This is a genomic window from Hymenobacter properus, assembly GCF_015694735.1.
Lineage (GTDB): Bacteria > Bacteroidota > Bacteroidia > Cytophagales > Hymenobacteraceae > Hymenobacter > Hymenobacter properus.
In genome coordinates this window covers 1134485-1149147 of the sequence record NZ_JADQDP010000001.1, presented here as the reverse complement: position 1 = coordinate 1149147, position 14663 = coordinate 1134485, and the positions used below count along the sequence as shown (strand labels likewise).

The following is a 14663-nucleotide window of genomic DNA, read 5'->3' as shown; positions in this document are numbered from 1 at the left end:
TGCGCTACATCGGCATTTCCGCAACAATGGCGAAAAAGCCGAAACTCACAATAAAATAAAGCAGGAATAACGCCAGCATAATCAAAGGAAGACCAAAGAAGAGGGCTGCTCCGGCGTCGAGCGCCAAGCTCCATTTAAAAAGCGCATATACCAGCCAGCCGGCCAGCCCCACCAGTGTCAGGTAGATGGCCCAGCTCAAAAACCTTCCCATAAAATACTTCAGCTTGCCCCGCCCCGTGCGGGTTTCGGCAGGGTCGGGATGCCGCGGCTGGGTAGCAGGCCGAAGCAATGTGTCCGGGGAAACGGTGCGCTTTGGGCGCACCAACTGGGGATTATAGCGGTGAGGAAGCGCCCGGTTTGTTCGGTATTTTCGCTGGTAAGTGCCCCCAAGCCCAACGGCTGCTGGCTGCAAAATGGTCGTTGGGCCAACCGGCCGATGGGCAGCCAATGGACACGCGCGTGGCGCGGGCCGCCCGGCAGAGCGCCCCTCAAAAACAGCCGCCGCGGGTTTCAGAGAAGTGGTTCTAAAAGCCAGGCGCGCCTCGCGGCAGCTGCTTAGCAGCAAGAGCAACTGCAGGAGGCGTTGATACCGCATGGCATCCGTCTATTTTACATCTTCCACGTTCACCAGCCGGTAGCGCACGGCCGTTTTTTTGGGTCGGATGTCCAGCCCGATGCGATGGGCGTAAGCCTTCGTAAACGCCGCCCCGAAGTAGAAAATCATAGCGCAGTAGAATACGAACAGCAGCACCAGCACCAGGCTGGAGGCCGGCCCGTACACCGGCCCCAGGTCGCGCGCCACCAGCAGGTGGCCCAGCACCACCTCGCCCAGGCTGATGAGCAAGGCCGTGAGCGCCGCCCCGCGCGTGACGGCCCGCCACGGCACCTTGGCCAAACTCAGCGTGCGAAACGTGACGCCAAACCACGCCGCCAAAATCAGCCAGGCAATGAAGGCGTTGAGCCCGCGCACCACGAAGTAGGCAAAGGTGGCGTCGAAGTCGTGAATGCTTTCGGCAAACAAGCCCAGTGCCGAGTCAGTGCCGAAGGCCAGCAGCGACAGCCCCGCCGTGGCCAGCAAAATGCCCGCCGAACGCGCCCGCTCGCGCAGGGCCTGCGAAAACTTGCCTGCCCCGCGCTTGGGCCGGATTTGCCAGAGCTGATTCAGCGAGTGCTGAATGACCGTGAACAGCGTGGTGGCCACAAACAGCAGGAAGGCAAAGCCCAGCATCGTCACCAGCCGGCTGCGCGTGGGGTCGGCCACGTTCATCACAATCTGCGATACCAAGCCGGCCGCCGACGCGCCCACCAAGTTGCTGATTTTAGCCAGCAGCAGTTGCCGCACCATCGACGTGGAGTAGAGCGAGCTGAGCAGCTGAATGAGGATGATGAGGATGGGCGGCAGCGCAAACGACGTGAAAAACGCCGTGGCCGCGCCCAGCCGCAGCGGGTCGTTCTGGCCCAGCTCGCGGGCGGCGCGGTGCAGCAAAATGGGCAGCTCGCGCCACCACGGGCCCGGCAGCTCGGCCGGCGAATCTAACTTTGTCATAACACCCCAGGGGCAACATTCTTGGCCGCAGCCGTAAGAAGCAAGGCCCCCGCGAAGGTACGGGCTGCCAAATGGCCCGGGTTTGTTTCCTCTCTATGTCGCCCTCCGAATCTGAGCCTCAGCCTGTAGCCGCTCCATCCCGCTCCTGGCTGCGCCGCCGCGTGCTCGACCCCTTTCTCGACCTGCTCAAGGCCGGCCTCTCGCCCGAGAAGCTGGCCCTCACCATCGGCCTGGGGGTAGCGTTTGGGTTGGTGCCGCTGTTCGGCGTCACTACCCTAGTGAGTGTGGCCACGGCCCTGCGCCTGCGCCTCAACGTGGCCGCCATGCAGCTGGCCGCCCACCTCATGAGTGCCTTTCAGCTTATCCTGCTAATCCCGTTTCTGCGCACCGGCGCCACCATCATGGGCCAGGGCGACAAAGTGAAAGGCCTCACCGTGGCGCGCATCCGCCACCTCATCGACCACGAAGGCTGGGCGGCCGTAGTTAACTTGCTCTGGCGCGCCGAACTGGGCGCCCTGCTGCTGTGGGCCCTGATGGCCGTGCCGCTGGTGGCGCTGCTGTACTTTATCCTGCGCGCAGTGTTTCGGCGGGTGCTGGCCAAGCAGAGCACTGCCCAGGCCGAAGCGGCGCCAGAGGGTATTTAGGAATCGGCTGTCATCCTGAGCACAGCGAAGGACCTTGCCACGGCTGCGCACTAAATGCAGGAACGTGATAAAGTCATTCCTTTCACTCTGAATGACAGACGCCCTAATCCCTGCTCTTCACTGAATTAAAACGCCAACAGCGCCGTCGCCTGCTCGCGCAGCAACTGGCGCGACAGTTCGTGGTTGAGCCCGCCATCGGCGTTCAAATCCTGGTTGATGAAGGGCAGGCGCACCCGCTGGGGCAGCACCGCCGAGCCCAGGTACATCAGCACATCGGTGAGGTGGGCCATGGCCAGCAGGCCGCCTTGGCCCCCGCTGCTCAGGCCCACCAGCGCCACCTTTTTGCCCTGAATGCCTCCCGGGTACGCCAGGCCATCAATAAAGGCTTTGAGGGCCCCGGGAAACGAAGCGTTGTACTCGGGTACCACCATTACCAGCTTGGGTCCCGCGTCGAGCATCGTGGCCAGGCGGTTGAATTCGGGGTGGCGGCCCACGTTGTGGTACAACGCCGTGCCCACAAAGTCGGCCGGCAGCTCGGCCAGGTCCAGCAGCTGGCTTTCGGCCCCCAGCTCCGTCAGCACGGCTTGGTAGTAGTGGGCAATGCGGCGGGCGCGGGACTGGGGCCGGTTGGTTCCGGCAACGACGGTAATCAAAGCAGCGCGATGTATTAAGGGTTGGTGAGAGGCTAACTGCTGAGCCTGGCAGTTGGTTGCGGCCTTTTAACAGCCATAGCCGGCCGGTGGTCTGGTTTTCTGATAATATTCCGAGGCGAGCGCCGCCGCTGCACCGACCAAACCGCCGCCTGGGCCGTACTGAGAAACTTATGTCCCCTACTGCCGCCCGCCCCAACCTCACCCAAGGCTCTATTCTGAAAGCGCTGCTTACCCTGGCGCTACCCATCGTGTTCGGCAACCTGCTTCAAACGGGTTATCAGCTGGTAGATGCCTTTTGGGTGGGGCGGCTGGGCGCCAGCGCGGTGGCGGCTGTGGCGGTGAGCTTCCCGGTCAACTTCCTGCTGATTGCGCTGGGCTCAGGGTTTTCGGTGGCGGGCTCGGTGCTGGTGGCCCAGAACTACGGCGCTCGCAACCTGCCCATGGTGAACCACATTGCGGCCCAGACGCTAATGCTCGAAACCGGCCTGGCGCTGCTGCTCACGGCGGTGGCGCACTGGGGCTCGCCGCTTATCCTGCGGCTGATAGGGGTGGGGCCCGACATTTTTGAGCAGGCCAATCAATTTCAGCGCATCCTGTTTCTGGGGCTGGGTTTCAACTTTGGTTTTCTGATGTTTCAGGCCCTGATGCGGGGCGTGGGCGAGGTGCGCATTCCGCTCTACATCAACATTGGCACGCTGGCGCTCAACTTCCTGCTCGACCCGCTTTTCATTTATGGCTGGGGGCCGGTGCCGCCGTTTGGGGTGGCTGGGGCGGCGGTGGCCACTTTGGTCACACAGGCGCTGAGCGTGGTAGTGGGCATGGTGGTGCTGCTGCGGGGCCGCTCAGGCATTCAGCTTACTTTCAAAGGGTTTAAGCCCGACTTTGCCCTGATGCGTCGGGCGGTGAAGCTGGGCGTGCCCTCGTCCATCGAACTGTCGGCCCGGGCCCTAGGGCTGTCGATGATGACGGTGCTGGCCGCTGCTTTCGGCACCACGGTGCTGGCTACCTATGGCATTGGGTCGCGCATTCTGGCGCTGGGCATCATCCCGGCGCTGGGCATCTCGCTGGCCTGCTCCACACTGGTGGCCCAGAACATTGGCGCTCGCAACCTGCCCCGCGCCGTGCGCACGGCCAACTACGCCATTGCCATCAGCTTCGGCGGACTATTGGTGGTAGGGCTGCTGGGCTACCTGGCGGCGGGCCCCCTGGTGTGCTTTTTCCTGAAAGGCGACGAGGCCGTGAGCCAGGACGCCATCGAATTTGTGCGGATTGCCGTGTTTAGCCTTTGCTTCACGGGGGCGCAGCAGTCGGTGTCAGGAGCCTTGCGCGGCTCCGGTAACACGCTGTCGGCCATGATGCTGACTATCATCGGGGTATGGGTGTTTCAGTTTACGGTGGCCTGGTACCTGTCGCAGCACACGGCGCTGGGCTTCCACGGGCTGTGGTGGTCGTTTGTGGTGGCCAACGTGCTGGCCGCCACACTGGCGCTGCTCTGGTACCTGCGCGGCGACTGGAAAGGCAGCGACTTAGCCGACCCGCTGCAGGGCCGGGCCAACCAAGCGGCGCAGCTGGAAGACAAGCCTTGAAATGCAAAACGGTGAATGAGACGATGAGCAGTGGAAAAGAATTTTACAGCCCTCAGCCTATTTTCCGTCTTCAATCTCGCTGGCTAACTCATCACTCTCTCATTCCTCTCGTTTCGCCGCCAGCGCTGCCACGGCTGCCAGGCACAGCGCAAACCACACCCACGGCAGCCGCAAATCGAGCACCGACAGCCCTCCGAAAACCAAGGCCGTGCTGAAGCTGGCGAACGACTGAAAGGCTTGGTTCAACCCAAAAATCTCGCCGCGGTCGGCCTCGGTAGTGCGGCGGGCCAAGCGGCCTTCCAGCAAACCCTGGATGAGAGAAAGGGTGAGGCAGTCGGCCGTGACCAGCGCGTACAGCGCGATTTTGGAGGTGCCCATCAGGCCGTAGCCGGCCAGCACCGGCACGCCCAGCGCCGCCAGCCATATAATGGCCCGGCGCTGGTCGAGGCGGTCGGCGAGGTAGGTGTAGAATACATAGTTGAGCACGATGCTCAGCCCGCCAAAAAACATGAACATGTAGGAAATCTGCCGGGCATCGAACCGCATGGGCCCGGCACTCAGGAATGGTACAAAGTAGAAATAGTACCCCGTGCTGAGCGTGAGGGCCACCTGCGTGAGCACAATGCGCCGGATGCCAGGCGCGTGGGCGTCTTTCTCACGCAGCCGGGCCCAGAGCGTGAGCGGGTTGATGGCCTGCATCAGTTCGGCCCGTAGCTCGGCACCGCGCACGCCGCTGCGCTGCTGGTGCGTTTCGGGCAGCCACAGGCTCAGCAGCACATTGAGAGCCGCCAGAGCCACCGCCAACCGCACCACGTAGGTGGCCTGCAGCGCCGGCGGTACCTGCAAGGCGCTGAGCAGCAGCCCCGATGCCATGGGCCCCAGCACGAAGCCCAGCGATATAATGGCACCCTCAATGCCCAGGTTGCGAAACAGCTGCTCGGGCCGGGAAATGTCGGTAATGGCCGAGCGCACGGTGGCGTACATGCCGTTGGTGAGCCCGTCCGACACGCGGTTCACAAAGTAGAGCCCGGCCCGCACCGGCAGCAGCAGCGCATTGGCCAGCAGTGTGCCCACAGCCGAAAGAATGAAAATGGGCCGCCGCCCGTAGCCGTCGCCCAGCCGCCCGAGCAGCGGCGCCGAAAACAGCTGTACGCCCAAAAATATACCTGTGCCCACGCTCAGCCACAGCTGCGGCTGGCGCAGGCCCCGCACAAATTCGGGCAGCACCGGCCCCACGGCCGCGCCCACCACCACGTCGAGCAGAATAATGGCATAAAGCAGCGGCAGGCGGCGGTCGGAGGGAAGCAGAGGCACAGGGCAAAGTAACAGGTTGGCAGGCGTAGGGGCCTGCCCAGACATGCGCCATTAGAATGGTACCGGTTAACAGCGGCCGGGCGGTGCTCCGGCCTTGCATCTTTTAACAAGCAACAACGGCCATTGGCCAGCGCTCCAGGGCTTATTTTTGCCAAACCCGACCAGGCGCCCTTGCAGCCTGTGTCCGTTTCTCTTGCAGCGTATGAGTGAAGTATTGATTGCCCCCGGGGTTGCGCCGCGGCGGGCGCGGGTGGCCATTGCGCTGTTCTTTTTCGTGTCGGGCTTCGGGTTTGCCACCTGGGCGTCGCGCATTCCCGTCATTCAGCACCGCCTGGGGCTGAGCGAGGCCGGGCTGGGCGCCGTGCTGCTGGCCCTGCCGGCCGGCCTGATGCTGACGCTGCCCGTGACCGGGCAACTGCTCCAGCGTTTCAGCAGCCGCCAGGTGATGCTGGTGGGCGCCGTGCTCTACAACCTGGCGCTGGGCCTGCTGGGCTTTGCGGCGCACGCCTGGCAGCTGGCGGCGCTGCTGTTTGCTTTCGGCTGTTCGCGCAACCTGCTCAACCTATCCGTCAATGCCCAATCGGTGGGTGTACAAACGCTGTACAGCCGTTCCATTATTGCCACGTTTCACGGCATCTGGAGCGTGGCGGGCTTTGCCGCAGCGGGCCTGGGCGCCTGGCTCATCGGCCACGACGTAGCCACTACCACGCATTTCGCGGCGGTTTCGGTGGCACTCTCTGCGCTGGCTTTTGCCTTTTTTCCCAATACCCTGGCCCTGCCACCGGCTCCCGAAAAGAAATCGTTTTTCACCTGGCCCGAGAAAACGGTGGTGAAATACGGCCTCATCACCTTTGCTTCCATGGCCTGCGAAGGCACCTTCTACGACTGGAGCGGCGTGTACTTCGCCGAAACCGTGCACGCGCCCAAGGCCATAGCCGGCCTGGGCTTCACCCTCTACATGGTGGCCATGACCAGTGGCCGCTTCCTGGGCGACGGGCTGGTGGGCCGTTTCGGCATCAAGCAAATCCTGCAAACCAGCGGCTTGCTGATGACAAGCGGCTTGCTTTTGGCCGCTGCCTTTCCTACGCCGGTTACGGCCGGATTCGGCTTCGTGCTGGGCGGCCTGGGGGTGTCGTGCGTGGTACCACTCGTGTTCAGCCTCGTGGGCCGCGCCAACCCGTTAAGCGCGGGCGCGGCCATTGCTTCCGTGTCCACGGTCAGCTACTTCGGGTTCCTGATGGTACCGCCTTTGGTGGGCTTTGTCGCCAAGGCGGCCAGCCTGCGCTGGTCGTTTGCGCTGGTGTCGGTGCTGGGGCTGCTGGTGGTATGGATGGTGCCCAAGCTGCGGGTAGGAGAGGAGCCAGCCCGGGCAAACGCTAGCGTATAGCAGCGTACGGCCTGTTTACTCTTTGTAAGGGGCAGCTAGACTGCGCGTTGCTAGGCCTTGGCCTGAAACAGCTTTTTATCGGCCCAAAAAGTGCCCAGCGGCACCAAAGAGGCAATAAATCCCAGCAGCACTTTCTTAATAGACCACCCACGCTCGATGCTTTGCTGAATCAGCAACAGGACGTAAAGTACAAACAGCACCCCATGAGCCATGCCCACATGCCTGACGGCCTGCGGCTGCCCGGCAAGGTATTTCAAGGGCATGGCAATCAGCAGCAATACCAAAAAAGAAACGCCTTCGAGAATGGCCACAAGGCGCAAGCGACCCAGGCCAGTTAGCAGAAAATCCTTCATTCAAAAACAAAAAAGCGCGGCGAATGGACGCCGCGCTTTTCGTAGAAAGTGTCTTAACAATTAAGCTAGGTTGTTCGAAGCAGCCTTGGCTGCCAGGAACTCGCGGTTCAGGATGGCAATGTTCTCCAGCGAGATGCCCACCGGGCACTCGGCCGCGCAGGAACCAATGTTGGTGCAGGCGCCGAAGCCCTCCTTGTCCATCTGGGCCACCATGTTTTCGACACGGGTTTTGCGCTCCACCTGGCCCTGGGGCAACAGCGCCAGCTGCGACACCTTGGCCGATACGAACAGCATGGCCGAGGCATTTTTGCAAGCCGCCACGCAGGCGCCGCAGCCAATGCAGGTAGCCGCCTCGAAGGCGCGGTCGGCAATTTCCTTCGGCACCGGAATTTCGTTGCCGTCAGGGGCGCCGCCGGTGTTCACGCTCACGTAGCCGCCGGCCTGAATGATGCGGTCGAAGGCCGAGCGGTCCACGCTCAGGTCTTTGTTCACCGGGAAGGCGTTGGCGCGCCAGGGCTCGATGGTGATGGTGTCGCCATCCGAGAACTTGCGCATGTGCAGCTGGCAGGTGGTGGTGCCCTTCTCCGGGCCGTGCGAGCGGCCGTTGATGAACAAGTCGCACGAGCCGCAGATGCCCTCGCGGCAGTCGTGGTCGAAGGCCACCGGGTCTTGGCCGGCGTGCAGCAGGTCTTCGTTCAGCACGTCCAGCATTTCCAGGAACGACATATCGGGCGAAATGTCCTTCACTTGGTATTCCACAATTTTCCCTTGAGCCTGGCGGTTGGGCTGCCGCCACACTTTCAGGGTCAGGTTCATCGGTTTAGCGTTGGGGTTGGAACCGGCCATTTTTCTATTTATCGTTTGTCATCCTGAGCGCAGCGAAGGACCTTATCACGCTGGTACTCGTTGGGTTAGTAACTTAATTGATGCGCACGTGATAAGGTCCTTCGCTGCGCTCAGGATGACAGGTTATTACTTGTAGCTGCGCTGGGTCAGCTTCACGTTTTCGAACGTCAGGGCTTCCTTGTTGAGCTTTTCGGGCTGGTTATCGCCCTGATACTCCCAAGCGGCCACATAGGCGTAGTTTTCGTCGTCGCGCAGGGCCTCGCCCTCAGGCGTCTGGTACTCCTCACGGAAGTGGCCGCCGCAGCTCTCGTTGCGGTTGTAGGCGTCGTCAACCATCAGTTCGCCCAGCTCCAGGAAGTCGGCCACGCGGCCGGCTTTCTCCAACGCCTGGTTCATTTCCTCGCCCGAGCCCACCACTTTCACGTCCTGCCAGAACTCCTTGCGGAGCTGCTGAATCATGCCTTTGGCCTTTTTCAGACCTTCAGCAGTGCGGGCCATGCCGCAGTATTCCCACATGATGTGGCCCAGGGCCTTGTGGAAGTCATCCGGCGTGCGGCTGCCGTTGATGCTGAGCAGCTGCTCGGCGCGGGCTTGCACGTAGGCTTTCGACTCGGCAAAGGCCGGGTGGTTGGTGTCTACCGGCTTGGGCGGCGTCTGGGCCAGGTAGTCGCCAATGGTATAGGGAATCACGAAGTAGCCGTCGGCCAGGCCCTGCATCAGGGCCGAGGCACCGAGGCGGTTGGCGCCGTGGTCGGAGAAGTTGCACTCGCCCGTAGCGTAAAGGCCGGGCACGGTGGTTTGCAGGTTGTAGTCCACCCACAGGCCGCCCATGGTGTAGTGCACCGCCGGGTAAATGCGCATGGGCTGCTTGTACGGGTCTTCGTCGGTGATTTTCTCGTACATGGCAAACAGGTTGCCGTACTTCTGGCTCACCGCCTCGGCGCCTGTGCGCTTGATGATGTCCGAAAAATCGAGGTACACGGCCAGGCCAGTGCTGCCCACGCCGCGGCCTTCGTCGCACATCATCTTGGCGTTGCGCGAAGCCACGTCGCGCGGCACAAGGTTGCCGAAAGCGGGGTACTTGCGCTCCAAGAAGTAGTCCCGGTCATCCTCAGGGATGTCCTGCGGCTTAATTTGGCCCTGGCGCACGCGCTCAGCCATTTCCACCGTTTTGGGCACCCACACGCGGCCGTCGTTGCGGAGCGATTCCGACATCAGCGTGAGCTTCGACTGGTAGTCGCCCGATACCGGGATGCAGGTGGGGTGAATCTGGGTGAAGCAAGGGTTGGCGAAGTAGGCGCCTTTTTTGTGGGCGCGCCAGGCGGCCGTCACGTTGCAGTACTTGGCATTGGTGCTCAGGTAGAACACGTTGCCGTAGCCGCCGGTGGCCAGCACCACGGCGTGGGCCGCGTGCGTTTCAATCTCACCGGTAATCAGGTTGCGCGTCACAATGCCGCGGGCCTGGCCATCAATCACCACCACGTCGAGCATTTCCGAGCGGGTGTACATCTTCACCTTGCCGTAGGCAATCTGGCGGCTCAGGGCCGAGTAGGCGCCCAGCAGCAGCTGCTGCCCGGTTTGGCCGCGGGCGTAGAACGTGCGGCTTACCTGGGCACCACCGAAGGAACGGTTGGCCAGCAGGCCGCCGTATTCGCGGGCAAAGGGCACGCCCTGTGCCACGCACTGGTCGATGATATTTACCGATACCTGGGCCAGGCGGTACACGTTCGCTTCGCGGGCACGGTAGTCGCCGCCCTTGATGGTGTCATAGAACAGGCGGAACACGGAGTCGCCGTCGTTCTGGTAGTTTTTAGCGGCGTTGATGCCGCCCTGTGCGGCGATGGAGTGCGCGCGACGGGGCGAGTCGTGGTAGGTGAAGGCCTTCACGTTGTAGCCGAGCTCGGCAAGCGAGGCGGCGGCGGCGCCACCGGCCAGGCCGGTGCCCACCACAATCACGTCGTATTTCCGCTTGTTGGCAGGGTTTACGAGCTTAACGTTGAACTTGTGCTTCTCCCACTTTTCGGCGAGAGGACCTTCGGGAATTTTGGAATCCAACTGCATAGCAAGACGGAGTGAGGTTAGTTATTCAGTTGTTGGTTGTCAGTTGTTAGCGCACGCTAGGCTGTTGCCACAAACCGGCAACAAATAACCAGCAACCAACCACGAAAGTTAGAAAGCAGCTGCCACGGATTGCAGCAGGGCCGGGGCATTGGCCGCCAGCTCGCCATCGGCATTCGTGAACAGGAAGAAGTAAAGCGGCATGGACGCAAAACCGGCCGACACCACCACGGCGAAGGCATAGCCCACGTACTTGATGATGGGCGTGTACTTGCGGTGGTTCAGGCCCAGGGTTTGGAAGCCCGAGCGGAAGCCGTGCCACAGGTGGTAGCCAAGGCTGATTTGGGCGGCCACGTAGAGCAGCACGTACCACCAGATGTGGAACGACGACACCACAGCCAGGTACAGGTTATCGTAGTCGCGGGTCAGCGGGTCGGCGCCGCCCATGCGGGGCAGGTCGCCGGCAAAGCGGGCACGCCAGAAGAAGTTGTAGAGGTGCACCAGCAGGAAAATCAGGATGATGGTGCCCAGGATGCCCATGTTGCGCGAGGTCCATTCCGAGTTCTGCTCGGAGTGGTTGCTCACGTAGCCTTGGCTGCCGCGGGCGGCTTTGTTGCGGCGCGTCAGCATCAGGGCTTCGTAGATGTGGAAACCGAAACCCAGCACCAGGCCCCATTCGATGGTGCGGATGATGGGGTTGGTGCCCATGAAATGGGAGTAGGTGTTGAAGGCTGCGCCCCCGTCGTGCTTAAAGAGCTGCAGGTTGCCAATGAGGTGAACCACCAGAAAGGTGCACAGAAACAGGCCCGTGAGGGACATGATAATTTTCCGGCCGATGCTGCTGGTGAATGTTTTGGTTATCCAACTCATAAAGTAGCCAAACTTGGAACGTGGGAGGGTGTGTTTTGAGGGCTCAAAGGTAGCCCCCACTGGCTAACCGGGCAACGGACGAGCGGTTTACTTGTGCGCAGACGCCTATCGAATAAACATTGCCGAGCGTGGTGAATCTATCCTGAGCCGGCATCGTTAACACACGCACGGGTGCGGCTCAACATTTTCCGTAACTTGACTGTGGCTTGCAGCGGGGCGGCTGCAGCCGGGCAAGCACCCGAAGGGTATATTTCGTAAAACAATCAGTATGATACAGTTTTCTCCACTTCGGGTAGGGGCGTGGGCGCGGTTGGCGCTGCTGCTTACCGTTATGGCTGCGGGGCTGGGTTTGCGCCCGGAATCGGCCTGGGCCACCCACATTCGCGCCGGCGACATTCAGGCCAAGCCCGATACGGTGACCAACAACCCCCGGCGGGTCTTTTTCAAGCTGGTGCTGTACACAGACAACAGCTCAACTGTGCCGGCCGACTTCGCCACCGTTTTCTACGGCGACGGCACTTCGAGCTGCGGCCAGGGCATCCCGCGCTCTTTGAAGCGCGCCATTCCCGGCAACACCGATACCAGCGTCAACATTTATTATTTCGAGCACACCTACCCGTCGTCGGGCAGCTTCACGGTGAGCTACATTGGCGAGAACCGCAACGCGGGCGTGCTGAACATGGATAATTCGGTGAATACGAATTTCTACATCAGCACCACCATTACCATTGACCCGGCGCTAGGCCGCAACCATTCGCCCATTCTCACGGCGCCGGCCGTCGACAAAGCCGCCCTGCGCCAGGTATACCTGCACAACCCGGCGGCCTACGACGCCGACGGCGATTCGCTGGCATTCCACCTGCGTTCCAGCCAGAAGGTGCCGCTAGGTATCACCGGCACGCAGGGGCCGCCCTGCGCTGGTACGGGCAACAACAATCCGGTTGCCGTGCCGGTAGACAACTTCCGCTACCCCAACAGCCCGAGCATCACTGGGGCGACGCCGACCCAAGTAGCCTACGGGGGCTTGCCTCCGGGGGTGGTGGGCGACCCCGCCATCTTTGTGCAGGACGCAATTACCGGGCAGATTACCTGGAACGCGCCCGCCGCCCTGGGCTTCTACAACGTAGCCTTTGAAGTGGAAGAATGGCGCCGCACGCCGCTGGGCCGGCGCCGGATTGGCCTGGTAATCCGCGACATGCAGATTATTGTGACGGCCAGCAACAACCTGCGGCCCACCATCACCGTGCCGGCCGACATTTGCGTGGTGGCCGGGCAAACCGTGACGGGCACCGTGACGGCCGTGGACGATGCCACGGGCGGCGCGCAGCAAACCCCCATTTCGCTGTTTGCTTACTCGGGCATCATTCCGCCGGCCACATTCCGGCAGACGCAAACCGGGCCGCCGCAGGCCCAGGGCACCTTCACCTGGCAAACCGATTGCAGCAATGTGGCGCAGCTGCCTTACCTAGTCGTGTTTAAAGCGCAGGATTCGCCGGCCGCGCCGGCACCGCCGCTCATCGACGAGAAGCCCTGGCGCATCAGGGTGGTGGGCCCGCCGCCCCAAAACCTGCGCGCCACCCCCGCCACTGGTGCTTTGACTAGCGCCGTGCTCACGTGGAGCCCCTACATCTGCACCAACGCCTCGCAGATTTACATCTACCGCAAGGTGAATTCATCGAGCTTTGTGCCAGGACCCTGCGACACGGGCATTCCTGCTTCGGCCGGTTACACGCGCATTGGCACAGTGGCGGCTTCGGCTACCACGTTCACCGATTCCAACCTGGACGCCAGCGGCGTGGCGCAGGGCCTCGACCGTGGCCAGACGTACTGCTACCGCATCTACGCCGAGTTCCCGCTGCCGGCCGGCGGGGCCAGCATCGCCTCGCAGGAGGCCTGCGTGTCGTTTCAGGGCAATGCGGCCCGCCTCGTGAAAGTAGACGTGGAGAATACCAGCACGACCACCGGGCAAATGCAGGTGTGCTGGACGCGCCCACGCCCGGCCGGTGGCGGCACCTTCGACGGCACGCCCAGCTACGTGCTCTCGCGCGGCGAGGGGCTGAATCCGGGCACGTTCACGCCCATTGCTACGCTTAGCTCGCTGGCCGACACCTGCTACACCGACACGCAGCTGAATACGCAGGACCTGCAGTACACTTATAAGCTGGAGTTTGTGCGCACCTTCCCGGCTGGCGACTCGCGCCCACCCGTTCGGGAGGCTTCGCCCACGGCCAGCAGCGTGCGCACCAGCGCCGCGCCGGCCACCGCCGCGGCCACGGCCGTGCGGGTAAGCTGGACGTATAATGTGCCTTGGGACAATGCATCCCGCCCGGCCATCGTCTTCCGCCGCACGGGCAGCAGCGGGGCCTTTGTGCGCATTGGCACGGCCCCCACTACCAATACCGGCGGCACCTACACCGACAGCGACCCCACGCTGGTGAAAGGCCAGACCTACTGCTATTACGTGCAGACCGACGGCCAATACCCCGGCATTGCCTACCTGAACTCGCTGCAAAACCGCAGCCAGGTGCGCTGCCTGGAACTGCGTAGCCCCCCGTGCACGCCCAAGCTTACGCTGGACCCCACCAACTGCGAAGAGCTGGCGGCCCGCCCGCAGTACCCCACGCCCAACGACCGGTATACCAACCGCCTGAGCTGGACGCTGAGCGACTCGCCCACTGGCTGCGACGCCAACGTGACCGGCTACCGCGTGTATTACCGGCCCACACCCACGGGCGCGTTCACCTTCCTGGGCACCACCACGCAGCCCAGCTACGTACACAGCGACCTGGCGTTTAATGGCGGGTGCTACGCGGTGCAGGCCGTGGGCAACGGCGGCGTGCTGAGCGACACGAGCAACGTGGCCTGCCAGGACAACTGCTTGTTCTTTGTGTTGCCCAACATTTTCACGCCCAACGGCGACAACCAGAACGCGGTGTTTCGGCCCAAAAACAACTCGCCGGTGCGCAGCGTGCACTTCCAGGCATTCAACCGCTGGGGCGTGAAAGTATTCGAAAATACTACCACGGCCAACGACCCCGTGCTCATCAATTGGGACGGCGGCGGCCCCGTGGGCGAGTCTGCGGCGGGCCCGGGCAAGAAATCTGCCGACGGCGTGTACTTCTACCTGGCCGAAGTGGAGTTTGCCGACTTCAACAACACGAAGCGCACTTACAAGGGCTGGGTGGAAATTGTCCGATAGCCCGCGCGGCCAGCCCGCCCTGTTTGGCAAAAAAGAAAAGGCCGTCCTGCAAAGGGCGGCCTTTTCGGCTTAATTTGTGTGGGCAAGAAGGGCCGGTAAGAAAACGGCACCGTTTGCCGTACTTGCTTTTAAACCTCAGGCGTTCGGCAGGGTTGCTGGTCGGGGCCGGGGGCGGCGGAGGGTGGGCAGCGTTTGTTCTGGGTTTCG

12 protein-coding genes are annotated in these 14663 nt (G+C 62.4%); 4 read left to right on the top strand and 8 right to left on the bottom strand.

What is annotated here, in order from left to right; translation table 11 throughout:
• Nucleotides 1–4: 4 nt before the first annotated feature.
• Both I2I01_RS04945 and I2I01_RS04940 read right to left on the bottom strand, forming a co-directional pair.
• Nucleotides 5–289, bottom strand: a complete 285-nt coding sequence (locus tag I2I01_RS04945; RefSeq protein WP_196285297.1) for a hypothetical protein — start codon at nucleotides 287–289, stop codon at nucleotides 5–7.
• A gap of 315 nt (nucleotides 290–604) precedes the next feature.
• A complete protein-coding gene (locus tag I2I01_RS04940) occupies nucleotides 605–1546 on the bottom strand; it encodes a YihY/virulence factor BrkB family protein (protein WP_196285296.1) in 942 nt (313 codons plus the stop codon).
• Nucleotides 1547–1641: 95 nt separating this feature from the next.
• On the opposite strand from I2I01_RS04940, the gene I2I01_RS04935 reads away from it, so the two are divergent.
• Nucleotides 1642–2190: a DUF2062 domain-containing protein gene (locus tag I2I01_RS04935; RefSeq protein WP_196285295.1), complete on the top strand. Its 549-nt coding sequence runs from the start codon at nucleotides 1642–1644 to the stop codon at nucleotides 2188–2190.
• Between the two features lie 125 nt (nucleotides 2191–2315).
• Here the strand turns inward: I2I01_RS04935 and I2I01_RS04930 are convergent, their stop codons facing one another.
• Nucleotides 2316–2843, bottom strand: a complete 528-nt coding sequence (locus I2I01_RS04930; RefSeq protein WP_196285294.1) for an NADPH-dependent FMN reductase — start codon at nucleotides 2841–2843, stop codon at nucleotides 2316–2318.
• Nucleotides 2844–3013: 170 nt separating this feature from the next.
• Between I2I01_RS04930 and I2I01_RS04925 the strand changes: the two genes are divergently transcribed.
• The gene (locus tag I2I01_RS04925; RefSeq protein WP_196285293.1) at nucleotides 3014–4429 is read left to right on the top strand and encodes an MATE family efflux transporter; all 1416 of its coding nucleotides are present in this window, start codon (nucleotides 3014–3016) and stop codon (nucleotides 4427–4429) included.
• A gap of 99 nt (nucleotides 4430–4528) precedes the next feature.
• Here the strand turns inward: I2I01_RS04925 and I2I01_RS04920 are convergent, their stop codons facing one another.
• Nucleotides 4529–5743: an MFS transporter gene (locus tag I2I01_RS04920; RefSeq protein ID WP_211537812.1), complete on the bottom strand. Its 1215-nt coding sequence runs from the start codon at nucleotides 5741–5743 to the stop codon at nucleotides 4529–4531.
• Nucleotides 5744–5945: 202 nt separating this feature from the next.
• Here I2I01_RS04920 and I2I01_RS04915 point away from each other — a divergent pair, with 202 nt between their 5' ends.
• Entirely contained in the window at nucleotides 5946–7130 is a 1185-nt protein-coding gene (locus I2I01_RS04915; protein ID WP_196285291.1) for an MFS transporter, read from the top strand.
• A 50-nt stretch (nucleotides 7131–7180) separates the two neighbouring features.
• On the opposite strand, the gene I2I01_RS04910 is transcribed toward I2I01_RS04915, so the two are convergent.
• From I2I01_RS04910 to I2I01_RS04895, 4 genes are all read right to left on the bottom strand, one after another.
• Nucleotides 7181–7483 carry a DUF3817 domain-containing protein gene (locus I2I01_RS04910; protein ID WP_196285290.1) on the bottom strand — a complete coding sequence of 101 codons (303 nt, stop codon included), beginning with the start codon at nucleotides 7481–7483 and terminating at the stop codon, nucleotides 7181–7183.
• Between the two features lie 60 nt (nucleotides 7484–7543).
• Nucleotides 7544–8299 carry a succinate dehydrogenase/fumarate reductase iron-sulfur subunit gene (locus I2I01_RS04905; RefSeq protein ID WP_196285289.1) on the bottom strand — a complete coding sequence of 252 codons (756 nt, stop codon included), beginning with the start codon at nucleotides 8297–8299 and terminating at the stop codon, nucleotides 7544–7546.
• A 156-nt stretch (nucleotides 8300–8455) separates the two neighbouring features.
• Nucleotides 8456–10390: a fumarate reductase/succinate dehydrogenase flavoprotein subunit gene (locus tag I2I01_RS04900; RefSeq protein WP_196285288.1), complete on the bottom strand. Its 1935-nt coding sequence runs from the start codon at nucleotides 10388–10390 to the stop codon at nucleotides 8456–8458.
• Nucleotides 10391–10498: 108 nt separating this feature from the next.
• Nucleotides 10499–11257, bottom strand: a complete 759-nt coding sequence (locus tag I2I01_RS04895; RefSeq protein ID WP_196285287.1) for a succinate dehydrogenase cytochrome b subunit — start codon at nucleotides 11255–11257, stop codon at nucleotides 10499–10501.
• 268 nt (nucleotides 11258–11525) lie between these two features.
• Between I2I01_RS04895 and I2I01_RS04890 the strand changes: the two genes are divergently transcribed.
• On the top strand, nucleotides 11526–14456 hold the full coding sequence (locus I2I01_RS04890; protein ID WP_196285286.1) for a T9SS type B sorting domain-containing protein: 2931 nt from the start codon (nucleotides 11526–11528) through the stop codon (nucleotides 14454–14456).
• The last annotated feature ends 207 nt before the right edge of the window (nucleotides 14457–14663 follow it).

Bases quoted from the DNA above. Each gene is read 5' to 3' on its own strand.
- I2I01_RS04895 (WP_196285287.1), bottom strand. From the start codon at position 11,257: ATGAGTTGGATAACCAAAACATTCACCAGCAGCATCGGCCGGAAAATT.
- I2I01_RS04905 (WP_196285289.1), bottom strand. From the start codon at position 8,299: ATGAACCTGACCCTGAAAGTGTGGCGGCAGCCCAACCGCCAGGCTCAA.
- I2I01_RS04940 (WP_196285296.1), bottom strand. From the start codon at position 1,546: ATGACAAAGTTAGATTCGCCGGCCGAGCTGCCGGGCCCGTGGTGGCGC.
- I2I01_RS04910 (WP_196285290.1), bottom strand. From the start codon at position 7,483: ATGAAGGATTTTCTGCTAACTGGCCTGGGTCGCTTGCGCCTTGTGGCC.
- I2I01_RS04890 (WP_196285286.1), top strand. From the start codon at position 11,526: ATGATACAGTTTTCTCCACTTCGGGTAGGGGCGTGGGCGCGGTTGGCG.
- I2I01_RS04925 (WP_196285293.1), top strand. From the start codon at position 3,014: ATGTCCCCTACTGCCGCCCGCCCCAACCTCACCCAAGGCTCTATTCTG.
- I2I01_RS04900 (WP_196285288.1), bottom strand. From the start codon at position 10,390: ATGCAGTTGGATTCCAAAATTCCCGAAGGTCCTCTCGCCGAAAAGTGG.
- I2I01_RS04935 (WP_196285295.1), top strand. From the start codon at position 1,642: ATGTCGCCCTCCGAATCTGAGCCTCAGCCTGTAGCCGCTCCATCCCGC.
- I2I01_RS04915 (WP_196285291.1), top strand. From the start codon at position 5,946: ATGAGTGAAGTATTGATTGCCCCCGGGGTTGCGCCGCGGCGGGCGCGG.